Genomic DNA, 23,459 nt, shown 5'->3' with positions numbered 1-23,459 from the left:
CAACCAGGAAGCTAATGAAGAGAGTGAGCAATAGTTTCACGAGGCGGAACTGCAATGCCACTTTACCGTGTGATGGGTGCGCGTGCGCGGTGCGGAAACTGATTTCCTTACGCTACATTCTCAACCAACGGCGGCTTAAGACGCGAGTCTTGCGGGTGTTGGCCGACGTCGCCGCGGTATTCGGTGGCGCGCTCGAAACGGAGTTCGGCGGCGCGGCCATCCGTCTTGTCGGCGGAGATGGCGACGGCGGGGAGTTCGTATTGGCCATCGGGCAGCGAGAAGCGGTAACTAAACGTCCCGTCGGGGCGAAGCTTGATGACGCGTCCGCCGATGGTGACTTCGGCATCGGGTTCAGTCGCGCCGTAAATGATGAGTTCGGCGTTGACGTTGAACCAAAAACTTTTGCGCCGTTCATACACTCCACCGAACGCGCTCGACAAACTGGTGATGCTCGAAAGGCCACCCAGCGGCGAACTCGGCGCGGAGAATTGGCCGACGCCCAATGAGGACATGTCCTGCGCGAGTTGGCGGCGCGTAAGTTCAGTGATTTCGAGCGAACCCATCCAGACGCGGCGCACGCTGTCCATGGTGATGATGGCGGCAAGCGCTTGCTGGCGCGCGGGTGTCCATTTTTCACCGGGCCGCGCAGGCGGGAAATTGTAGCCATCGGCGCGAAGCTGCTGCACGACTTCGACGAGCGGAATATTTTGTTCCACAGCGGTGCGCGCGAGTTGCATCAACTGTGTGAACGGAACATCCATCGGAATCGAAGCGAATTGAACGGAGGTATCGTCCGAGAGCGAATCGGGCGGAGTCAGCGTGGCGCTGGAAGTGGAGACGGTGGTCCATTTGCCTTTCATGTAATAGCCGAGTTGCGCGAGATATTTCGCGCCTGCCTGATTGACATAAAGAAACCAGTGCGTGGACTCGGGATGCACGTGGACTTCGGAAGCGGGTTCGCCCTTGATTTCACTGAGATAGATGCGCAGGACGAGATGATGATCGGAGGAAAGCGAATTGTACTTGCGTTGTTGCGCGCGGGTAAGGTCCCAGCGGGCGTAAAGCCAATGCGGATCGCGGGCGGTGAGGAGTAACTGTTCCGTGCCGTAAGCTTCCGGCAATTCACCCGCGTCTTTGCCGGCGACGTGCTCCGGCGGCGGTACTGCGCCCAATGAATAACGCTGGCCGGGACCGGCGGCGGGCGGCGAGGACGGATGATCGCCTTCCAGCAAAATCGCGGGAACCTCGGGCGTCTCAGGCGCGGCGGGCTTGGCGGCGGCTTTGGCTTTGGTTTTAGGCGTGGTGGTTTTACTCGGTTGCTTGGGGGCGGAAGCGGCGACGGCTTTGACAGGTGTGGCCGGGGTCTTGGTCAGGCGCGCCGCGACTGAGGCAGCGCTTTTCCGAATCTTACTGGTTACGTTTTTGACAGTCTTTTTGAGCGACGGTTTTTCCGGTTTCATAGGATGCCTTGGGGGTTCTTCGGCACGAGGTTGCCTGCACTGCATTAATAATATAATGCTGCTGGCCTGAGCGCAATGTAAAAAATGGATGGCGGAAAAAAGCGGAGGAAAACTCAGGTTTATCAGGGAATAAATTGGACTGCGGAGATGCAAAGACACCGCTTGCCAATTTGTGCAAATAAGCTATTACTAACTGCGTCCAGTGGATTTACTACGGGCACGGCCAAAGCGATGACTAAAAGCACCCCAGCGAACAATTCCGAGGTTTTAATTTACGTGGTGGACGACGAGCCGATGCTGCTGGAACTTGCTTCGGTCATCCTGGAACCGCACGGTTATCAGATCAAAACTTTCCGCGATCCCGAAACTGCGCTGGCGCAATTCACCGCCGCGAAACCGCGCCCGGACCTGCTGATTACCGATTACGCCATGCACACGATGAATGGCATGCAGCTCATCCAGCGCTTCCGCGATCTCGAGCCCGCGCAAAAAATCCTGCTGGTGAGTGGTACGGTCGGCGAGGATATTTTCCAAGGCGCGGAACAAAGGCCGGACCGCTTTCTCGCCAAGCCCTACAAGCCGGACCAGTTTATTCGCGACGTTGAAGAGTTACTGGCGGCGAAATGATTTCGTCCGCTCATGGCCTTTCAGCGCCAGAGAATTTTCGCAGCAATAAAAATTCCCCGAGCCGCGTTGCGACCCGGGGAATTGTCCCCACTTGTCACCTCCTTGGTTGGTGAACAAAATTACTCGCCGACCTGAACCTTGCGCGGTTTGGCGCGGTCGGACTTCGGCAGGCGAACGGTCAGGACGCCTTGCTCAAGGCGGGCGTCAATTTTCTCCGTGTCAATCGCCGGGTCCAATTCAAACACGCGCCGGTAACTCGCCGTGGATAACTCCCGATAAATCGGCTCCGCAGTGAGCGTGTTTTTCTCGCGCTGGCCGATGATGGTCAGGAGATTATTTTCCACGCCGATCTCAAGGCCGGTTTTCGCGACGCCCGGAAGTTCGGCTTCGAGGACATAACCTTCGTTGTTCTCGAAAATGTTCACGTGAGGAGACACGTAATGCTGCGGCAGGTGTGATTGCTCGGCCGCAGTGACTTGAGGATTCTTCGTTTCGTTTTGTGTAATGGTACTCATGAATATTTTTTGGTTAAATTTTGGACGAATGGTTTTGGTTAAACGGTTCATCCCGGCGACGCGCGGCCGCCGGGACAAAAACACTTAGCTAACCTTGACCTCGATCTGTTTGGGTTTGGCAGCTTCGGCTTTCGGCAGGGTAATTGTGAGAATGCCGTCGGCGTAATGCGCGGTCACCTGATCGGCCTTCACTTCGGAAGGCAGGGTGATGGAGCGTTCGAAATGACCGGTGAATCGTTCGGAGCGGCGAGTCTGCGCTTCGGTGAATTTTTCATCGTCCTTGCGTTCGCCGGACAGAGTCAATACGCCGTTTTCGAGGGAGACTTCGATGTCTTCCTTCTTGAAACCGGCGAGTTCGGCTTTGACGAACAGATTATCCTTGTCCTCGTAAACGTCGAGCGCGGGATTCCAGAAGCGCACCGGGGCGCCGTTTCCTCGCGACGCGCCTTCAAATAAACGGTCGAGTTCATCGCGGAGCCCAAACAACCGTCCGATAGTGGGCCAAACTGAAGTATCCGGGCGGCGCCAATGAGTAAGTTCGATCATAATTTTCTTTGTCCTTTGTGTTGGTTAATTGTTTTTACTTGCTGAAGGACAGAGAGCTTTGGTCATGCCAAGGATTTCAGATAAGGGAAAAAAATGATATAACTAACTTTAAATAAGAGTCTTATGATAAATAAAAGAAGGGTTTTATTTTTGTGCATTAGAGTCATTGTGTCACAAGTGACGACGAAGCTTGCGACATCGGGTGTGTCATAATATCCCACGCTCGCGCCGGACGCTCGAATCTCCCTTCCAATAAACTTTTTACGACATTCCTTTGAGGAATGTTCCAATCATCCGCCCATCAATGCTGCAAACCGCAGACCGCGCGTAGTGATTCGCAGTTCCTCAAATCCCAATTCCTCCATCACGCCTTCATAAATCGCCACGCCCGCCAGGATCACATCCGCCCGGCTTTTCGGCAAACCAACGACTTCTTTCCTCCGCGCGAGCGTCAATCCCCACAAGCCATTCACCCGCTTTCTGATGCCGCCGCCGGTGATGCGCGCGGCCTCGATGCGTTCGCGATCATAATCCGCAAGCTGTCCTTCCATGCGCGCCAAAATGGTTGCCGTCCCGCCCGTGCCGACTAATTGCACTACTGCCGCCGCGACACGAGACTTGGACAATTCAGCGAGTGCTGGTCCCAGCTCCGGCTTCACTTCGCGCCGCAAAAATTCCCGCACAAAATTCCGGCATGCGGCCAACTGCTCTGCCGTGGGTGGATCACCCGGCGGCAATTTTTCCAGCAACCGTACCGTTCCCAACTGGTAACTCTTGCGAAAATATTTGTGCGTGCCCTGGCCCAAAATAAATTCCGTGCTCCCGCCGCCAAGGTCCATCAACAGCAACGGAAGCTGCGCCAGCCGCGCGTCCGTATTCACTCCCTGAAAAGCCCAATCCGCTTCCTGCTCGCCGGAAATGATCTCTACTTTTAAACCCGACGCCTTCTCAATCGCCGAAGTCAGGTCGCCCGGATTCACCGCATCACGCGCCGCACTGGTCGCGATTATTCGCGTGGAAACGGCTCCCAACTCCCGTGCTTTCGCTGTGAACGCCGCCACCGCTTCTGCCGAATGCGCGATCGCCTGAGGTTGTAATCGGTGACTCTCGAAAAATCCCGCGCCGAGCCGCGTCTGTTCGCTCTCCTCGCAAACCGGCGTCACCACCTCGCCCGACACGTCCGCGACCAACAGTTTGATTGAGTTGGTGCCGACGTCAATGACCGCGCGTCGAATGCTGTTCATGATGCCATCGCGGAGAAAATTCGCGGATTTTGCGCGAACAAAATTTATTTCGTCTCGCGCCGCGCCAGCACGGCGGCGCCGGTAATGCCCGCATCGTCACCCAGCTTCGACGGCAAAATCTTCACGCCCTTGTCAGTTCCGGGAAACGCATGTTCGCGCGCGGTTTCCACTACCACCGGCATCATTTCATTTTCCAGCGCGTCCATCAGTCCACCGCCCACGACGACCACTTCCGGGCTGAGAATATTGATCAAATTCGCCACCGCGATGCCCGTGTATTTCGCCGCTTCTTCAACGATGTGCTCGACAAATTTATCTCCCTGCTTGATCGCCTTGCGCAAATCACCGCTGCGCAAATCCTTCAAATCATCCCCCAGCATGTTCGTCAAAACCGTCTTCTGCCCGTCCTTGACCGCTTGCTGCACCTGGCGAAAAAGCGCGGTGCGGCTCGCCAATGCTTCCCAGCAACCCTTGTTGCCGCAAGTGCATTTTGGGCCGTTGACTTCGAGCACCATGTGGCCGACTTCGCCCGCCGTGCGATTGAAACCCGTAAATAATTTCCCATCCAAAATCAATCCGCCGCCAATGCCTGTGCCCAAAAAAATCCCCACGAGATTCCTTGGCCGGCTTTCGAGCTCGACCTCATGGACGCCAAGGGTGCAAACATTGCAATCGTTCTGCAAAAAAACCGGCAGGCCCAAATGTTCCTCCAGCTTTTTCTTCAGCGGCACATCTTTCCAGTCGAGATTGCCCGCGAACATCACGCGGCCATTCTCGGGGTCAATCGCGCCCGGCGAACCGATGCCCACGCCGCGCACTTGTTTCAGGCTCAAATCACATTCGTCCACCGCGTCCTGGACGCAATGCGCGATGCGTTCGATGACCGATTCCGTTCCGCGCTCGGCTTTCGTGCTCATCTTCGAGCGGCCGACGCACTTGAGCGAAGTCGTGAAAACGCCGGACAAAATCTTGGTGCCACCCAAATCCACGCCGACCAGGTATTCCGCTTTGGTATTTGCTTCGGGCATATTGGTAAATAGTTGAAATCAGTTTTTGTTCGTCTGAATCATCGGCGCTTCCTGCGCCCCAAAATTATTTTCCCGCTACAACTACTTCGATCTTCTGCTGCAACTCGGCATTGATATCGTCGGGATGACGGTCGGCATCCACGATCGTGAATCCGTAAAACGCCTGCAGTTTCGTGAACTCCCGCGCCATCATTCCCTGGTATTTGAGAAAGCTGTCGAACATCTCGCGCGACAAGCCGAGGTCCATGCCGCTTTCCCAATAATCGAGCGCGTAATTTTTCGCGAAGTTTCGCTCAACCAACTGTTCCGGCGAAACATTCAGGTAAAACACCGCGTCCGGCACCAGCGCAATGCCATAGAGATTTTTGAGCCACGCCGCGTCCATCCCGCGCACCAGGTCGCGCGCCATGAGCGTATAAATATAGCGGTCCGCCAAAACGATGAAGCCCGCCTTGAGCGCGGGAATGATGATGTTCTCCAACTGGTCCGCAAAATCCGTGGCGTAAAAAAGGCTCAGCGTCGTATGGCTGAGAATATTTCCCTTCTGCGCCTGCTCAAGTTCCTCGCTCACCAGCGTGGAGCGTTTCAAGCCGACCTGCACCGTCGCGTGGCCGCAATCCTCCAGCCAGTCGCGCAACCGCGCAATCTGCGTCGAGCGCCCCGAACCGTCCGCGCCTTCCATGACAATCAATTTTCCCGCGAGCTTTTGCACGTCCACGTTTGGCAGGCCGTAGCCGTAAAAACGTCGGCGCGAAGGGCGCGGCACCATGACCTCATGCTTCGGAAGCGGTTCTTTCCGCGGGGATTTTTTCATGCGCGGGGTTTGCCATGGTTGCGGGCGAACGTGCCCAGGTTGATTTTCGCCGCCACCAATTCGCGCACCAGGATTTGTTGCGCCTCGATCGGCTGGTTCGCATCAATCACGGAAAAATTAAACTCCGTGCTCATGCCCAGGTATTGTTCAAGGATGCGCCCCTGAAAAATGCGAAAGCTTTCGTACGGGTCGCTGGACAAACGCATGTCCATGCCCGCCTCGAAATATTTTAATTGCGGCCGTCCGTCGAGGATGCGTTGCAACGAGACTTCGAGTTGCGCCTTGAAGAAAAACGTGAGGTCGGGATGCGCCGCAAAATTGTAAAGGCCGCGCACCCATTCGGGCCGACAACCGCGCACCGTGTCGCGCGCGAACGCTGTGAAGACATACCGATCGCATAGTACGATATACCCCGCGCGCAGCAGCGGCACGAGCTGGCGTTCATAACGATCGGCAAAATCCGTCGCGTGGATCAGGCTGAAAGTGGTGGGCGTGAGCAGTTCGCGCTTTTTCCCTTTGCTGGTCGCGCTCTTGACGATTTCCGAAGAGTTCCACTCGCTGAAAAAAACCTTGAGGCCCTGCAATTCCAGCCAGCGCTTTAACAAATAAATCTGTGTGGACTTCCCCGAGCCGTCCAGTCCTTCGACCGCGATCAGACGCCCCGGGAATTTGAGTTCGGCAAATGTCTGTGCCATGCGCTCCCTCAAAAATAAACTTCCCCGCGCTTAAAACAATATTTTTCGCATCCCGCTTTTCGTAACTGACTTGTCACTCGCTTTTCACTTGTCCCCTGCTATCATGCGGCGTTTATGGGAATTGCGCCCGCAACTTACGGTCCAGACAAATTTATCAATCGCGAATTGGGCTGGCTTGAATTCAACCAGCGCGTGCTCGACGAAGCTCTCGATTCCCGCAATCCCCTGCTCGAACGCGTCAAATTTTTCTGCATCACCAGTTCCAACCTCGATGAATTTTTCGAGGTGCGCGTCGCCGGCCTCAAGCAACAGGTCGAAAGCGATGTGGTCGAGCGCAGCGTGGATGGCCTCACCTCGACCGAAACCTTGCGCGCCGTCACCAAACGCGTCCGCCAGATGGTCGCCGAGCAATACGATTGCTGGCAAAAGGACCTTCGCCCCGCGCTCGCCAAAAATGGTTTTCGTTTTCTCGAATTTGCCGAGTTGGATGCCGCTGATAAAAAGTGGGTTGAAGAATATTATCGCGCGCAAGTCTGGCCGGTGCTCACGCCGCTGGCGCTGGATCCCGCGCATCCGTTCCCGCAACTGCTCAACAAATCGCTCAACATCATCGTGCGCCTCGAGATGCTGCACGGCGCGGATATGTTGCGGCATCTCGCCGTCGTGCAAGTCCCGCGCGTATTGCCGCGGCTCGTCCGGTTGCCGCGCGAGGATGAACGCCACGATTATATTTTTCTCAGCAATCTCATCGGCCATTATCTCGCGGAGATTTTTCCGGGCACGACCATCCTTGGTTACTGGAATTTTCGCGTCACGCGCAACAGCGAGCTTTACATTGACGAAGAGGAAACCGCGAATTTGCTCAAGGCGGTCGAGAATGAATTGCGCAACCGCCGCAAAGGCGACGCCGTGCGGCTGGAGATTGAGCACGATTGCCCGGAGGATTTGCGCAACGCGCTGCTCGGCACGCTCAAGCTTACGGACGACGATCTCTACATCATCAACGGGCCCGTAAATCCGACGCGCCTCATGGCGATCTATGAAGGCGATCACTCGCCAGAATTGCGCGACCCGCCTTACGTTTCATCCGTCGCTGCCGCGCTGCGCGATCACACGGACGTTTTTGCCGCCATTCGCGAGCGCGATGTTTTGCTGCATCATCCGTACGAGACGTTTGACAGCGTCGTGCAACTGCTCGAACGCGCCGCGGAAGATCCCAAAGTTTTGGCCATCAAACAGACGCTTTATCGCACCGGCGGCGATAACCGCATCATCGGCGCATTGATGCAGGCGGTCCAAAATGGCAAGCAGGTCACCGCTGTGGTGGAATTGCGCGCGCGCTTTGATGAGGCCAATAATATCCAGTGGGCGCGGCAACTCGAAGAAGCCGGCGTGCACGTGGTGTACGGTCTCGTTGGCTACAAAATCCACGCCAAGATGTGCCTGATCGTGCGGCGTGACGAAGACCGCATCCGCCGCTACGTCCATCTCGCCACCGGCAATTACAATCCCACGACCTCGCGCATTTATACTGACATCGGCTTGCTGAGTTGCCGCTCGACGCTCGGCGAAGATGCCACGAATCTTTTCAATTTGCTTACCGGCATCTCGCAATTTCAAGGCACGCAAAGACTGCTCGTCGCCCCGTTTGAATTGCACGACCGCATGCGCAAGCTCATCCGCCGCGAGGCTGACAACGCGCGCCAGGGATTGCCCGCCCGCATCATCGCTAAGATGAATGCGCTCGTGGATCGCGAAATGATCGAAGACCTTTACGACGCTTCGCAAGCGGGCGTGAAGATTGATTTGATCGTGCGCGGAATCTGCTGCCTGCGTCCGCAGATGACAGGCGTGAGCGAGAACATCACCGTGCGCAGCATCGTGGATCGTTTTCTCGAGCACAGCCGGATTTTCTATTTCGACAACGCCTGCCAGCCGGAAGTTTACGTGGGCAGCGCCGATTGGATGCCGCGAAATTTCTATCGCCGCATCGAAGCCGTTTTTCCGATTGAAGATGGCAACCTCCGCGAACGCATCATCAGCGAAATTCTTGCCGCCGCGCTGGAGGACAACGTCAAGGCGCGCATCATGAAAGCGGACGGAACTTATTATCGCCCCTCGCTCAAGCGCGGCGAAAAAGCGCACCGCAGCCAGGAGGAATTTATCCAGCGCACCATCGCGGGCAAACAGCCGCAGAACCACGGCGCGAAAACCAAATACGCAAAAGTGAAACTCGCGCTACGGCCAAAAACGAAGACCCGGTGAGCGGCGCGGAAAGAATTCGCTGCGTGATAACTATCCTGACGGATCGCGGGTCTATGACCCGCAGCAACTCGCGAAGAAGATTGCCGCGCAAGGCTAATTCGAGAACGGCTTGACCTTATGCACCTTGCTGCGGGTCACAGACCCGCGATCCGCAAAGACCGTTCAATTTCCCGCTGTAAAACTCTCTGCGACCGCGACCGCTTTTAACATCGCCTTCGCTTTGTTCACGGTCTCGTCGAATTCCGCTTCGGGCGTCGAATCATTTACCCAGCCGCCGCCGGCTTGCACATAAGCCTTGCCGTCCTTGATCAACGCTGTGCGGATCGTGATGCAACAATCCAGGTTGCCGTTGAAAGAAAAATATCCCACGCAGCCGCCGTACGTTCCACGCTGCGTCTGCTCCAGTTCGGCAATGATCTGCATCGCGCGGACTTTCGGCGCGCCGCTCAAGGTGCCCGCCGGAAACGTCGCGCGCATCAAATCGTAAGGCGTTTTTTCCGGCGACAGTTGCCCCTCGACCTGCGACACGATGTGCATCACGTGGCTGTAACGCTCGATCACCATCAGGTCTTTCACCTGCACGCTACCGTAATTGCACACGCGCCCGAGATCGTTGCGCGCAAGGTCCACCAGCATCACGTGTTCGGCGCGCTCCTTGGGATCGGCCAGCAATTCCTTTTCATTCGCGCAATCCTGCTCCGGCGTTTGCCCGCGCGGACGCGTCCCCGCGATGGGCCGAATCTCGACCTGATGATCTTCGCAGCGCACATGCAACTCCGGCGAAGCGCCGACGAGCGACATGCCTTCCAGTTCCAGCAAAAACATATACGGCGAAGGATTGATCGAGCGTGCCGCGCGATAAATGTCCAGCGGCGAGGCCTTCACCGGCGTGGAAAAACGCTGCGAACCCACGACCTGAATGATGTCGCCGGAGGTGATGTATTCCTTGGCTTTGAGGACGTTCGACAAAAATTTCTCGCGCGTCACGTTCGATTGAAACGGCAGTGACGGCAATTCGGACGGCACGGTGACCGGCTTATATTGCGAGGGCTGTTCGAGCAGCGACATCAGGCGTTCGATTTCGCCGACGGCATCTTCGTAGGCGTCGGCGGGATTCACGCCGTCTTCGAGGATTGCGTTGACGAGCACCGTGATCGTCTGCGCCACGCGATCGAAGATCAGCAATTCATCCGCGATCAGAAAATACATCACCGGCGTTTTCAAATCATCCTGTGCGGGACGCGGCACGATCGGCTCGACATCGTGGATGAATTCATAACCGATGAATCCCACCGCGCCGCCCGTGAACCGCGGCAATGATGGGAGCGACACCGGCCGGTATTTCTTCATCACGCGCTCGACGACTTCGAGGCCGTCACGCACGGTTTGTGGCGGCGTCTCGGTGGGCGCGTAAGACATCGTGACCTCTTCGACCTGGCCGAACTTTTTGAGTGTCGGCTGGCCCATGACAAAAGCCTTGGTGTCCGGCGGCGAAGCGGGTTCGTGTGAAACGACGAAGCGCTCGATGACCTTGCCGTTCTCGATCAGTTGAATGGCATTGCCCACCTGGCGGATGACCGCGCGCGGATTGCAACCGACGAAGGAATAACGCCCGAGATGTTCGCCACCCACGACCGATTCAAAAAGAAACGATTCCCCCTGGCCGCGAATTTTATGATAAGCCGAGAGCGGCGTTTCAAAATCGGCGAGCAATTTCCGCGTCACCGGGACCACATTGCCCTGCTTCGCGAGTTTCAAAAATGTTTCAAGTGTCGGTGAATACATACCTGTCCTTAACTCAGTCTGATGAACTTACCCCAACGCCCGCCGGATGCGCCAGACAGAAAGCAGCGTGTAGAACGCCACCGTGATCGCATAGACCACGATGCCCATGCCGATGGCTACCGGCATGAAATGGTCGCGCGCAAAATAAATCAGCAGCGCGCCCACCGCCGCCGTCAGGCCGGTATTACCCAGCAGGCAAAATAAAAATAGCGAGAGGCGTGTCTCGAGAATGCGCGCGACGTGCCAGCTTCGGTAAACTTCCTCCCCGAGCGAACGCATCAGCCACGCGTGCTGAAAATTTCGCGCGGCAACGAGCAGGCTTGTTACACTGATCACCACGCCCGGCAGCGGCCACAAGGCGAAGCCGAAACAAAACACCGCGTTCACCGGCACGCCAAATTTCCAACCAAGTTTTTTTGCAACGGGATTTCCTTCGAGGACCAGATTCGGCGTCGCCACCCAGGTGCTGAAAATATCCGCGCCCCGGCCGAACAACAGCAGCGCGAGCACCACGAAATAATCGCGGCTCGCAAATGGGACGAAATCCTCCATCTATTTTTTGCCGTAAATTTGTTCCGGCGTCTCCAACTGCGGCTCGGTGATCTTGAAACTTTTCCCGGCGTCCTGAGCCGAGCGGAAAAAGCACGACCGATAACCCTCATGGCACGCCGCGCCGATTTGCTCGACCTGGATCAACAACGTATCGCCGTCGCAATCGAACGAAATATCCTTCACCGCCTGGGTGTGGCCGCTGCTCTCACCTTTCATCCAGAATTTTTGGCGCGAGCGACTCCAGAAATGCGTCTTGCCGGTGACGATGGTGGATTCGAGCGAAGCGCGGTTCATCCACGCCATCATCAGCACGCGCCCGGTCTTTTGCTCCTGGATGATCGCCGGAATCAAGCCGTCTGAGTTAAATTTTAAATTATCGTAAAAGTTCGTTGTCATGGTCTCTTTAAAACAATTACCGCGCCCAAAACAGTATCAGCTTTTACACTATTTGCGAACAGGAAGTTTTAAAGTTGCGCACGAAGATTGCTTTGAGGGAAGACGCGCGAAAAAATTCGTCGTTTACGCGCGTAACCTCTATTAGACTTGGTCATCGCACTTTATTCGGCGGCGTTCCCATTCAAGCTTATGAAAGCCATCTTTAAAAAACGGCGGCACGTCGTCCTGCCGGTCATTCACGTCGAGGCCGAGGCGCAGGCGCTTAAAAATACCGAGATTGCTTTTCAGCACGATAGCGATGGCGTTTTTCTGATCAACCATTCCATCGGTTCACACTCGCTGTTGGGAATTGCTGCGCAGGTCCGGCGTCAATTTCCAAATGCGTGGATTGGCGTCAACTGCCTGGGGCTCGATCCGCAGGAAATCTTTGAAAGAGTTAACGAAAACATCAACGGCATTTGGGTGGATAACGCGATGGTGGATGAACGCAAGGAAGTTCAAACCGAGGCCGAACGCATTCTGGCCGCGCGCGAAAAAAGTGGTTGGAAAGGACTTTATTTCGGCGGCGTGGCCTTCAAATATCAGCGTGAGGTGACGGACCTGGAAGGAGCGGCATGCATCGCCGCGCGATACATGGATGTCGTCACTACCAGCGGCCCCGGCACGGGTTACGCGGCGTTGCGGGAAAAAATCACCCGATTAAAAGCGGGGCTGGGCGATCGCCCGCTGGGAATAGCCAGTGGCATCACTCCCGAGAATATCAATGATTACCTGGACACCGCCGATTGTTTTCTGGTGGCCACTGGCGTCAGCCAGAGTTTCACCGAGCTTGATCCCGCGCGGGTGCAATCGTTGATTCAAAAAGTCAGGGCGTATCGGGATGCGGCCTGATTGGATCTCGCACCCCTTGATTTCTCCTGTGATCGCGCCGAACTTTTGCTTGCTATCAAAAGCCTCTGCTGAATAATGAAACCCGGTTAATCATCACAAAGGCGCCATCATGAAAAATATATTTTCTTACGGACGTTCACTCTACTCCCCATCGCGATTGACACGAACCATCGCCTTGATTTGCGCGAGCGTGATGCTGGCCGGTTGCCCGGCGGAAAAGCAGGCGTCCGCGCCCGCGCCTTCCGCGAACGGCAAAATTGTGATTCGCGGTTCCAATACCATCGGTGAGGAACTCGCGCCGCGGCTCATCACGGAATTCAAGAAGGACCATGCGACCGCTGACTTTGATCTCGTAACCAAGGCCACCGGCTACGGCCTCGCCGCCTTGCGCGCCGGCCAATGCGACATCGCCGCCGCTTCCCGCGCCGCCACCAAGGAAGAATTGAGCGAGGCCACGCGCATGAATGTCGCGCTGAATGATCATGTCATCGGCGCTTACGCCGTGGCGGTGGTCGTGAATCCGAAGAATACCGTTGCCAACCTCACGCGCGAACAAGTGCGCGATATTTTCACGGGCACGATTCAGAATTGGAAAGACGTCGGCGGGCCGGATTTGCCGATTCACATTTACGCGCGCGATCCGATTTCGGGCACGTATCTCGGTTTCAAGGAGCTGGCGATGGAGGACAAGCCTTATGCGGAGAGCCGCAAGCTCGCCACGAGTTACGGTGGCATCGCCGAACAGGTGGGGCAGGATGACGGCGGCATTGGCTACGTCGGCGTCGGCACGATGAAAGATTCCAGCGTGAAATATCTTCCCGTTGGCGGCGTCGAGCCCACCGCTGCTTCGGTGAACGACGGCAAATATCCTTATGCCCGCCAGCTGCATCTTTACACGCGCAAGGATCGCGAAGTTGCGTCAAAGGATTTTGTTGAATTCGTCCAGTCCGCCAAGGGCCAGGAAATTCTCGCGCAAATGGGTTTTGTGCCCCATCAGTAAACGCGCGCAACCTTCGCCAATTATTTTTCGCTGAGGACTTCTTCCTTGGGCAAAATCGCGCCGTTGATTTTGCGCCGCTCTTGGATGGCCATAAAGATCGCCTCGCACGTGGCTGGTGAGGCCAGCCGCACTTCTCCGCCACGTGCGCCGAACGCCGCGACCGCATCGCGAATCGCTTCACGCACGGAAATCGCGAGCATGAACGGCGGTTCGCCCACGGCCTTCGAGCCGTGCACGACGGTTTTTTGCGCGGCGTCATGGAGAAAGTTCACGTTGAAAATGCGCGGCGTGTCGCCGATGGCGGGAATTTTATAAGTGTCCGGCGAATGCGTCAGCAAGCGACCCGCGCCGTCCCATTTCAATTCCTCGGCGGTGAGCCAGCCCATGCCCTGGATAAAACCGCCTTCGATCTGGCCACGGTTCACGCCTGCGTTTACCGAATTGCCGACGTCGTGCAAAATATCGGTGCGTAACACCTGCGCCATACCGGTGAAACCATCCACCTCCACTTCGGTCACCGCCGCGCCGTAGGAAAAATAATGGAACGGCTTGCCCCGGCCTTTTACTCGGTCCCAATGGATGTCCGGCGTGCGATAATATCCCGTCGCCGAAAGGCTGAGGCGTTCAAAGTATGCTTTTTGAATCACGGCAAAAATCGGCACGTTCGTTTCCGGACGATCACGTTCATAAACGACACCATCGGCGAAAATTAATTTTTCCGGCGAAGGCGCGCGTCCGAGTTTCTCCGTCAAAAGCATCGCCGCTGGCCCGCTCAAGCGCTCGCGCAAAATATCGCACGCATTTTTTACGGCCGCGCCATTCAAGTCCGTTCCCGCCGATGCGGCCGTCGCGGAAGTGTTGGGCACTTTGTCCGTGCTGGTTTGCATCACGCGGATGTTCTCGGTCTTGAGGCCGAGCGTGAGCGACGCGATCTCGCGGATGTTTGTGTGCAGCCCCTGTCCCATTTCCGTGCCGCCGTGATTCACCTGCGCTGTGCCGTCCTGATATAGCAACACGAGCGCGCCCGCCTGATTGAGATGCGTGACGGTGAACGAGATGCCGAACTTCACCGGCGTCATGGCGATGCCGCGTTTGCGTTGCGGGTTTTTTTCGTTCCAACGCACGATTCCCTCGCGGCGTTTTTCCAATTCGCTCGAACGCTTCAACTCGTCCCAAACAGTTAAGATGCGATTGTCTTCGATCTCCTGGCCGTAATGCGTCGTGTTCGTTTCGCCACGGCCGTGATACAAATTTCGTTCACGCACAACTTCCGGCGGGAGGTTCAATCGCCGTGCGATGCGATCTATGATTTCCTCAATGACAAGCATTCCCTGTGGGCCGCCGAATCCGCGAAAGGCAGTGTTGGACGAGACGTTTAATTTCGCCACGCGTCCTTGAAATTCGACGTGCGGAATATAGTAACTGTTGTCGAGGTGAAACAGCGCGCGATCCGTCACCGCTTGCGAAAGGTCCATGGACCAGCCACCGTTGGAATAAAGTTGCGCCTTCAACGCAAGCAGTTTTCCGTTCGCATCAAAACCCGCGTGAAACCGCGCCAGAAACGGATGCCGATGACCAAGCAACATCATGTCCTGATCGCGATTGAAGCGCACTCGCGCCGGACGCCGCGTGCGAAATGCCGCCAGCGCGGCGAGCGCGGCGGGAGTGTTGGCTTGCGTTTCCTTGCCACCGAATCCGCCGCCCATGCGCGGATTTTGCACGATGATCTGATTCATCGGCAGGTGCAGCACATGGGCCACCACGTTTTGCACTTCGGATGGATGCTGCGTTGAAGAAGTCACGCGAACGGAACCGTCTTCACCGGGTTCGGCCCACGCGGCGTGTGTCTCCAAATAAAAATGTTCCTGCCCGCCAAATTCAAATTCGCCTTCGAGATTCAACGGCGCGCTTGCCAGCCCTTGCTTCACATCGCCGCGGCGGATGAAATTCGGTTCGTTGTGAAAACTGCCGGCGTCCACCGCTTCACTCAACAGCAGCATCGGCGCGGTCGGTTCGTAATCCACCACGACTTTTGCCGCCGCCGCGCGGCAGGCTTCGTGCGAATCTCCCACTACCAATGCGACTATATGCCCGTGAAAAAAAACTTCCTTGTCCGCCAAAAGAATTTCGTCATGCACCACTGCGCCGACATCGTTTTTTCCGGGAATGTCTTCGGCGAGCAACACGGCATGAATGCCGGGCATCGTCCGCGCCGCGGTCGCATCACGCTTCAAAATCTTCGCGCGCGCATGCGGCGAACAGACCGGCCACGTCTCCAGCATCCGCCGTGTCGAAGTCTGATCATCGGTATAAATCGCCTCGCCCGTCACATGTTTGTGCGCACTCTCGTGCGGCGGCGGCCGTTTCACTGCCAAGTCAGCAATACCCGGTGGCGCAATTTCCTCATTCCCCAACTCCGCACTCCGCACTCCGCATTCCGCACTGAAAAACTTTTCCAGCAAACTCGTGATCAATCCCTGCCGATAAATCGCCGCGCCGCGCACGTCGGAAATCGGTATGAACTCAGTGGCCAATATTGGCAGCACACTGCGAATTGATTCGGCATTCCATACTTTCCCCAATAACGCCGCTTCGGTTTTCTGCGCGCGTGACGGCATCGCTGCCACGCCGCCATAACCGAGCCGTGCATGACGGACAATTCCTTCCGCATCCAGATCCACGACGAAACTTCCTGCCACGGTGCTGATGTCCATTTCGCGCCGCTTCGAAACTTTATACCACGCGGATTTGCGGGTCAGCCCCGGTTGCGAAACGCCGCGTGGCACGATCACACTTTTGAAAACTTCTCCGGGCTGCAAAGCCGTTTTGCGATACGCGATGAAAAAGTCCGACAACGGAATCGTCCGCTCGCCTTGTAATGAAGCGATCACGACCTTGGCATCGAGTGACAACAAAACCGGCGCGCTATCGCCGATGGGCGAAGCCGTCACCAGATTTCCGCCGAGCGTGGCGCGATTGCGAATCTGCCGCGACCCAAACACGTGAAGCATATCGCGCAGCGCGGGATATTCATCGCCCAATGCCTCGTCCACTTGCGTCAAATTCATCGCCGCGCCCACGGTCCATTCGGTCGCCGTTGTGGAAATGCCTTTGAGTTCCGGCGTCGCTTCAATCGAAATTAAAGTAGGAAATTTTTTAAAACGCTTGGTGATTTCGAGCCCCATTTCCGTGGCGCCCGCGATCATTCGTGCCTCGGGAAATTTTTGCAGCAGCTTGAGCAATTCATCCAGCGAACGCGGGCGAAAAAACTTTTCTCCCGCCGCCTCATAATTTACTTCCGCCAATTCCTCGGGCGCGCTTTGCAGGCGCGCCGCAAAATGGTCCTGCCCGTTGCGCTCACTTTTTTGCGCGAAGGCGATGCCCGCCGCCTCGCGAATCGGCCGATAGCCGGTGCAGCGACAAAGGTTGCCGCAAAGTTGTTCGTCCACCTGCCACGGCTCGCGCAGTCCGCGATAGTAACCTTCGAACAGCGACATGATAAAACCCGGCGTGCAATAGCCGCATTGAGAACCGTGGCACTCGACCATCGCCCGCTGGACGGGATGCAATTCGCCATCACGCGCCACGCCTTCGACCGTGACCACTTCACGACCCGCGAGCAGCGAGAGTGGCACCAGACAACTGTTAATCGCGCGAAAACGCGCGCATCCCCGCGCATCGCGGTCCACGATTGCGACCGAGCAAGCCCCGCAATCGCCCTCGGCGCAACCTTCCTTCGACCCCGTACAGCCAGTGCCGCGCAGGTATTCGAGCAGGGTGAGATTGGGGGAGCAATTTTCGACGCGAACGGCCCGTCCGTTCAAAGTAAGCTCAAGCGCTCCGTACATATCTATCTCGCCAAAGATAACTAAAAATTCGCCCGTGCGCAATACTTAGTCGAATGCAATGAGACGAAATTTAAATAAATAATTACGCGTGCGTATTATACCGCAACTGTTTTTATCTATTGCAGCAATCTTCATCGAACATTACCACGAATCACAGCGTCGCGTTCCCTCATCAAAAACAAAAAAAACGCCCACCATTTAGGCGGGCGTTTTGTGAATGGATTTTCTACTGTTAAATCAATGTTTCGCGTTGATGATTTCGCTCATCTTGAAGATCGGCAGGAACATACAAATCACGATGCCACCCACGACCACGCCCAGGAACACGATCAGCAACGGCTCAATCAGCGCGGTCAGGCCCGAAAGAATCGTTTCGATTTCCTCGTCCAAAAAGTCCGAGATACGCTCGAGCATGCTGTCAATTTTACCCGTCTGTTCACCGGCGGAAATCATGCGCAAAATCATGCTCGGAAACACCGGATGTTTCGCGAGCGCTACGGAAATGCTTTCGCCGCGCTCGATGTCCGTCATCGAAGTGCGAATCGCTTTTTCCATTACCACATTGCCGCACGTATTCGCGACCACGCTCATCACTTCGAGAATCGGCACGCCGCTTCGAATCAGCGAGGCGAAAGTGCGGGTGAAACGCGCGAGACAAATCTTATGCGCAATCACGCCAAAGATCGGCAGTTTGATGCGCTTAGCATCCCAAAATGCGAGCCCAGTCGGAGTCTTGATGAAATAAAGCCAGCCATAAACCGTCCCACCCATCACCAGCAAAATCGGAATCAGAAACTTCTTCACGAAATTACTGAGCGAAATAAGAAATTGCGTCGGGCCGGGCAACTTGGCGCCGAAGCTCGTGAAAATATCGCCGAACACCGGCACGACCTTCACCAGCAAAAAGATCGTGATGCTGATCGCGACGAACGTCACCGTCGTCGGATACATCATCGAGGATTTCACCTTGCGGCGGAGGCGCGCGCTGTTTTCCAGATACGTCGCGAGACGCGACAAAATTTCCGCGAGCAAACCGCCCTTTTCACCGGCGCTCACCATGCAGACGTAAAGTTTGTTGAAAGCCTTGGGATGCTTCACGAGCGCTTCGGAAAAGCTATCGCCCGCCTCGACTCGCGCCGTGACGTCCTTGATGACATCGCGCATCACCTTGTTCGTGGTCTGCTCGGCCAGCGCCTGGAGCGATTGCACCATCGCGAGGCCGGCGTCAATCATCGTGGCCAACTGGCGGGTGAAAATGACCTGGTCCTGCAAGCTGACTTTGCCGCCGGAAGTCTTGCCCTTCTTGCCGACTTTTTCCTGGATGGATACGACGAGCAGGTTGCGGTTCAGCAACGCCGTGATCGCGGCCTGCTCCGTGGCGGCCTCGACGGAGTTGCGGATTTCGCGGCCGGTGGCGGTCTCGCGAGCTACGTAAACGAATGAAGGCATAAAATGGTTCGTTAAATTTCCGGAAACGCTTCGCCGAACTTCCGCGGAATCCATTCCGCAATTCGCCGCTGGCGCATCTCACTCCGAAATAAGCAAACCGCGTTCCATGCCGGAGGTCGTTCACGCACTGTGGGATTTGAGCTTGTTTGCGGGAGAACACTTTTTCAAAACCTATATTTAGATTGCGAAGCGTCTAATTATTGGACACTTCATGTCTGTCCCTCCCAAAATATTCGCGTGATAAATCGCAGAGAATTCCAACCGGTAACTTGACCTCCATTCAGTGACGGGCTAATGATGTAAGTGTGAAAGCGCAAACGGTGGTTGCATTAAAAAGGCAGGAATCGCAACGTCGCATGTCGGCGGCCACCCAGGCCAAACGAAGTTTGCGCATCGCGGAGCGCTTGCAAAAACGCGCTTCACTCGTCGGCGGCGCGGCAAAATGGAAAATTGTTAATCTCGAAAAATCTTTTGCCGCAATGGCAAAATGGGCCAGGTCTGCCCGATGATAGTTGTAATCGAAATCATTTCATAAAATTCGATTCGTTCCTTCGCCCTCGGAAAAAAGTTATTGTCACAAACTTTGGTTTTCCTCATTTTAACGGCCCAAAGACCTTCTTTGGATGAAACGCCGAAATCGAAGCGACCCGCAAGCAAACGCACGCAGCCGTATAACAAAATAAACCTCGAGGGAACTATGATAAACAAATGGACAATCGGTTTGGCGGCGGCCGGCGCGGTCAGTTGGGCATCCGTCGCTCGGGGCGAGGAAGCTCCCAGCCCGCTCAGCAGTCTTTCGTCCACCGTTTTGAGCGGTTACGTGGACACCTCGGCCCAATGGAATCTTGGCGATGGCGTCTCGCACGCGCCCGCATATAAATATGGCGGTGCCAGCCGCGCCGATGGTTTCAACCTCGACGTCATCAAGCTCACCATCGAACGGCCCCTCGACGAAAGCCAGTTTGCCGCCGGTTACAAAGTGGATTTATTCTTCGGGCCCGATGCCGAGGTTCTCGCCACAAAATCCACCGCCGCCGCTGCATCCGATTTTGCCGTCAAGCAAGCTTACGTCGTCCTGCGCGCCCCGGTTGGCAACGGCCTTGATTTTAAAGTGGGCGTGTTCGACAGCGTCATCGGCTACGAATCCACCGAAGCCACGGAAAATCCGAACTTCACCCGTTCCTGGGGCCACACGTTTGAACCATCCGAACACACCGGCGTGCTCGCTTCCTATCACGTCAATGAACACGTCGCGTTTTCAGCCGGAGTTGCTGACACATTGAGCCCGCAGATCAATGGCCGGTCAGGTTCGGGTTCCCCACTCGCCGGACAAAACGAATCTTACAAAACTTACATGGCCTCCACGTCGCTGACCGCGCCCAGCGATTGGAAATTTATCGCCGACTCGGCTTTTTTCGCGGGCATCGTTTCCGGTTGGAACGGCGGCATTGCCCCGGGCGCTTCGCAGCAAAACTATTATCTCGGCGCCACGCTGAACACGCCGGTCAACGGCTTGCGCGTTGGCGGTTCGTTCGATTATGCGAAGACCGACAAGACCCTCACGGCAGTGGCGGGCGTTGCCGGCACACCGTTTCCATCGTTTGAAGCACACTCCTTCGCGGGCTACATGTCCTATCAGGTGTTCGACAAATTGAGCCTGCACGGGCGGTTGGAATACGCGGACATCACACCGCTGGCCGCGAGCCTCGCGCAAGGCGCAGGCATTGGCTTGCCCAGCTCAGTGCTCTCCACGACCGTGACCGCGCAATATGATCTCTGGAAAAATGTCCTCAGCCGCGTCGAACTTCGCTGGGATCACGCGCTCGACGGCACGGATGCCTTTGGCGGAACCACCCCCATGCACATTCAAAGCGGTCACACCGTCACCGGTTCGCAACAGGACTCCTTCATCATCGCCGCAAACATCATTTACAAATTCTAACGCGCCGCGCGCATAACGATACTCACTCTCAGCCGCGCACGATTTTCGATTGTGCGCGGCTGAATGTCTTCAAGGCTTTCCCGCTGGCTTATTCGTCGCGCCTGATTTTGAAACCGCTTTGATATGCAACGCCGGATTCATAGGCATCGGAATGCGGCGATGCTCCAGCGCCATGGCCTTGCACAACATGAACGTCGTCCAAATCACGCCGAACGTGCCCAGGCAAGTCGCCGCGCCTGCGATCCATTTGAGCGGCCTGCCCTTTTCCCACGACTTGATTTTTTCCACGAGCGCGGGCGATAGCACCCCGCGCTTTTGCCAGAAATCATTTTCGCGATCCACCAGCAAACCCCATTGCCTGGGCCGCCGCGTCGCGCTCCACCACGCCCAGCCCGCCACCAGCGTCAGAAAAGCCAGCGATACCACCGGCCAGATCAGGTTGATCATCCCTCGCCTCCGATCAGGTCTAAAGTTTCTGCCCGCTGTGAACCAAGCACCGCCGAGCGAAATTTTTGATGCAGCTTGTTGCGGGCGTTATGCCCGGTGAAGAAGGAAATCACCAAACTAAGCATGAACCACCCGGCAATGATTTCGGCTAAAACCGCTTCGTTATGGAACGGCTCAGTGAAAATCAGCAAAAATAGGATCGCCGCCGGCGGCAAAATAATTTGCGCGAGTGCCACCAGCACCGCGCGATAATGCTGTTTCGCCAGCAACCCGCGCCACATGCCCACCCAGCTTAGCCCGAAAAAATCCGCCTGAAGCGCCACAATTCCGCCCAGAAATATTTCACAAAATATCTGCTTGTCGCGAGTAGCCATGCCAAGCTCGCGCGGGAAAATCAAGACCATCGCGACCAGGATAATGTTCAGCAGGCAAAGCGCAAACAGGGCGCCGCGGAATTGCCGGCGCAACCCATCCCTTTGCCCGCGCAAAATTTCCTTCACCCGCAACGGCGTCACCAGCAATAATTCCCACGCGCCGCTGCGCCGGTCTTCGTTCATCCGGCGCGAGGCCTCGGCGGCGATCAAAACTTTCGTCACGAAATGCAGCCCATACACCGAAAAAAATGCGACGATGAAAGCCACTTTACACGCGTTCTGGTTGCTTAATCCGACCGACAGCATCAGCGCCACCATCACGAGGGGAAACAGAATTAAAATCACCCGCAGGGCGGACATCCCCGGCGAACCGTCGCGCACCGCCAGCCAATACATCGGCTCGCAAAACATGTCGCGAAGTTTCATCACCGGTTTTGTGGCTAAAAAATAGGGCCAGCGGAAAAATTTTCCCGCCGCCTTGCGTTCGCCCGTTTGCTGCCAGGAACGCGGCAGGATTACATTCGCAAAAATAATTCCACCCAGGCCCACGCCAAACAATGTGATGATGGAATGCCAGAATTCCCGGCCGCTGAATGGACTGCGATAGTAGGCCGCGAAAGCATTCCGATAAGCGTAACCCGGGCTTGGCCATAGCAGAAAATTGGCGCTGGCGCGGCTTGCTGCCGAGGTGTACAGCCACCAGACCGCCGGGCAAATGCCGGCCAGAAACACGATCACCAGCAGCGTCCCCGATATGGCATTTCTCGTTTCCTGCGCCGCCGCGGAAACCGCCAGACCAATGCCCAGCGAGAAAAAAAGCGTCACCACGAATACCAATGACAGCCGCATGAATTCAGCCCCGGTCACGCCGCCCATCATCAGCGTCAAACCAAAAATCGGAAACACCGCCAGAAATCCAAAAAATGCGTGCAGGGAATTTGCCGCGAGTTTGCCGAAGATCACATCGTAGGATTTTAGATCCGTCAGGAACAGCAGCCCCATCGTGCCCTCGCGTTTTTCTTCCGACAGGCAATCCGCCGTCAGGAAAATTCCCGCGAACATGCAGAAAGTCAGCGCGAGGATCCCCATCGAATTCAACAAATGCTGGCCCATTGCGGTCGGTAAAACATTATTGCTTCCCTTGAGCAGGATTATCCAGAGCAGGAGCGTCGCCAGCGCCACCCAGAATCGCAGGCGATACGTGCTTCGCTTGCGCGCGGCCACGCGCAATTCCCGATCCACGATGGGCAAAACGGTTGTCATTGGTTCACACTTGGCGCTCTTCTTCGCCGCCCATCCTAATGAATTCCCCGCGCGCCGTCATGTGCATTGTTGCCCTCATTGTTGTTAGGGTGCCATCTTAATACTGCGCACGTGGCAGCACGGCGCCGCCGCGCCGCCGCGGTCCCGCAGGTCCAACTGATATCCTAACGCACGGTAGGGCTGCGCTGCCGCGCACTAGTGTCCAGCTATATCTATTGGAACTGGAATGACTTCTGGTTTTCCGGATAAGAGTTGTTTGAATGGTTTTGCGGGATTTGTTGTGCAAATAGTTCCGCAGCAGGTATTTGATCAAATATG

19 protein-coding genes are annotated in these 23,459 nt (G+C 56.1%); 5 read left to right on the top strand and 14 right to left on the bottom strand.

Annotated elements, in window-relative coordinates; genetic code table 11:
- Window positions 1–107 precede the first annotated feature (107 nt).
- Window positions 108–1,460 (bottom strand): DUF4912 domain-containing protein, encoded by a 1,353-nt coding sequence (locus VH413_02830; GenBank protein ID HEX3797612.1) that lies wholly within the window; start codon window positions 1,458–1,460, stop codon window positions 108–110.
- Between the two features lie 231 nt (window positions 1,461–1,691).
- Between VH413_02830 and VH413_02825 the strand changes: the two genes are divergently transcribed.
- Entirely contained in the window at window positions 1,692–2,087 is a 396-nt protein-coding gene (locus VH413_02825) for a response regulator (GenBank protein ID HEX3797611.1), read from the top strand.
- A gap of 119 nt (window positions 2,088–2,206) precedes the next feature.
- On the opposite strand, the gene VH413_02820 is transcribed toward VH413_02825, so the two are convergent.
- From VH413_02820 to VH413_02795, 6 genes are all read right to left on the bottom strand, one after another.
- Complete coding sequence (locus VH413_02820) at window positions 2,207–2,602, bottom strand: Hsp20/alpha crystallin family protein (GenBank protein HEX3797610.1); 396 nt, start codon at window positions 2,600–2,602, stop codon at window positions 2,207–2,209.
- 84 nt (window positions 2,603–2,686) lie between these two features.
- Window positions 2,687–3,148 (bottom strand): Hsp20/alpha crystallin family protein, encoded by a 462-nt coding sequence (locus VH413_02815; protein ID HEX3797609.1) that lies wholly within the window; start codon window positions 3,146–3,148, stop codon window positions 2,687–2,689.
- Between the two features lie 290 nt (window positions 3,149–3,438).
- Complete coding sequence (locus VH413_02810; GenBank protein HEX3797608.1) at window positions 3,439–4,392, bottom strand: Ppx/GppA family phosphatase; 954 nt, start codon at window positions 4,390–4,392, stop codon at window positions 3,439–3,441.
- A gap of 44 nt (window positions 4,393–4,436) precedes the next feature.
- The gene (locus VH413_02805; GenBank protein ID HEX3797607.1) at window positions 4,437–5,420 is read right to left on the bottom strand and encodes an ROK family protein; all 984 of its coding nucleotides are present in this window, start codon (window positions 5,418–5,420) and stop codon (window positions 4,437–4,439) included.
- Between the two features lie 64 nt (window positions 5,421–5,484).
- Window positions 5,485–6,234, bottom strand: coding sequence for a thymidylate kinase (locus VH413_02800; GenBank protein ID HEX3797606.1), 750 nt, complete (start codon window positions 6,232–6,234; stop codon window positions 5,485–5,487).
- The gene (locus VH413_02795; protein HEX3797605.1) at window positions 6,231–6,929 is read right to left on the bottom strand and encodes a thymidylate kinase; all 699 of its coding nucleotides are present in this window, start codon (window positions 6,927–6,929) and stop codon (window positions 6,231–6,233) included. The genes VH413_02800 and VH413_02795 overlap by 4 nt, the downstream gene beginning before the upstream one ends.
- Window positions 6,930–7,043: 114 nt before the next feature.
- Between VH413_02795 and ppk1 the strand changes: the two genes are divergently transcribed.
- Window positions 7,044–9,194, top strand: coding sequence for a polyphosphate kinase 1 (ppk1, locus tag VH413_02790; protein HEX3797604.1), 2,151 nt, complete (start codon window positions 7,044–7,046; stop codon window positions 9,192–9,194).
- Between the two features lie 162 nt (window positions 9,195–9,356).
- Here ppk1 and trpE read toward each other — a convergent pair whose 3' ends face one another.
- From trpE to hisI, 3 genes are read right to left on the bottom strand one after another with little or no spacing between them, the layout of a single operon-like run.
- On the bottom strand, window positions 9,357–10,979 hold the full coding sequence (gene trpE / locus VH413_02785; GenBank protein ID HEX3797603.1) for an anthranilate synthase component I: 1,623 nt from the start codon (window positions 10,977–10,979) through the stop codon (window positions 9,357–9,359).
- A gap of 27 nt (window positions 10,980–11,006) precedes the next feature.
- Entirely contained in the window at window positions 11,007–11,531 is a 525-nt protein-coding gene (locus tag VH413_02780) for a hypothetical protein (GenBank protein ID HEX3797602.1), read from the bottom strand.
- Window positions 11,532–11,927 carry a phosphoribosyl-AMP cyclohydrolase gene (gene hisI, locus VH413_02775; protein ID HEX3797601.1) on the bottom strand — a complete coding sequence of 132 codons (396 nt, stop codon included), beginning with the start codon at window positions 11,925–11,927 and terminating at the stop codon, window positions 11,532–11,534.
- Window positions 11,928–12,116: 189 nt separating this feature from the next.
- On the opposite strand from hisI, the gene VH413_02770 reads away from it, so the two are divergent.
- Together VH413_02770 and VH413_02765 are read left to right on the top strand one after the other, a co-directional pair.
- On the top strand, window positions 12,117–12,818 hold the full coding sequence (locus VH413_02770) for an adenine phosphoribosyltransferase (GenBank protein ID HEX3797600.1): 702 nt from the start codon (window positions 12,117–12,119) through the stop codon (window positions 12,816–12,818).
- A 109-nt stretch (window positions 12,819–12,927) separates the two neighbouring features.
- Window positions 12,928–13,818: a phosphate ABC transporter substrate-binding protein gene (locus tag VH413_02765; GenBank protein ID HEX3797599.1), complete on the top strand. Its 891-nt coding sequence runs from the start codon at window positions 12,928–12,930 to the stop codon at window positions 13,816–13,818.
- 20 nt (window positions 13,819–13,838) lie between these two features.
- On the opposite strand, the gene xdhB is transcribed toward VH413_02765, so the two are convergent.
- On the bottom strand, window positions 13,839–17,666 hold the full coding sequence (gene xdhB, locus VH413_02760) for a xanthine dehydrogenase molybdopterin binding subunit (protein HEX3797598.1): 3,828 nt from the start codon (window positions 17,664–17,666) through the stop codon (window positions 13,839–13,841).
- A gap of 237 nt (window positions 17,667–17,903) precedes the next feature.
- Complete coding sequence (locus VH413_02755) at window positions 17,904–19,115, bottom strand: type II secretion system F family protein (protein ID HEX3797597.1); 1,212 nt, start codon at window positions 19,113–19,115, stop codon at window positions 17,904–17,906.
- Between the two features lie 697 nt (window positions 19,116–19,812).
- On the opposite strand from VH413_02755, the gene VH413_02750 reads away from it, so the two are divergent.
- Complete coding sequence (locus VH413_02750; protein HEX3797596.1) at window positions 19,813–21,057, top strand: outer membrane beta-barrel protein; 1,245 nt, start codon at window positions 19,813–19,815, stop codon at window positions 21,055–21,057.
- A 69-nt stretch (window positions 21,058–21,126) separates the two neighbouring features.
- Here VH413_02750 and VH413_02745 read toward each other — a convergent pair whose 3' ends face one another.
- Both VH413_02745 and VH413_02740 read right to left on the bottom strand, forming a co-directional pair.
- Complete coding sequence (locus VH413_02745; protein HEX3797595.1) at window positions 21,127–21,504, bottom strand: hypothetical protein; 378 nt, start codon at window positions 21,502–21,504, stop codon at window positions 21,127–21,129.
- A complete protein-coding gene (locus tag VH413_02740; protein ID HEX3797594.1) occupies window positions 21,501–23,141 on the bottom strand; it encodes an ABC transporter permease subunit in 1,641 nt (546 codons plus the stop codon). Before VH413_02740 ends, VH413_02745 begins: the two co-directional genes overlap by 4 nt.
- Window positions 23,142–23,459 lie beyond the last annotated feature (318 nt).

It is taken from the genome of Verrucomicrobiia bacterium, assembly GCA_036268055.1.
Taxonomy (GTDB): domain Bacteria; phylum Verrucomicrobiota; class Verrucomicrobiia; order Limisphaerales; family Pedosphaeraceae; genus DATAUW01.
This window is presented reverse-complemented; position numbering and strand designations above follow the sequence as displayed.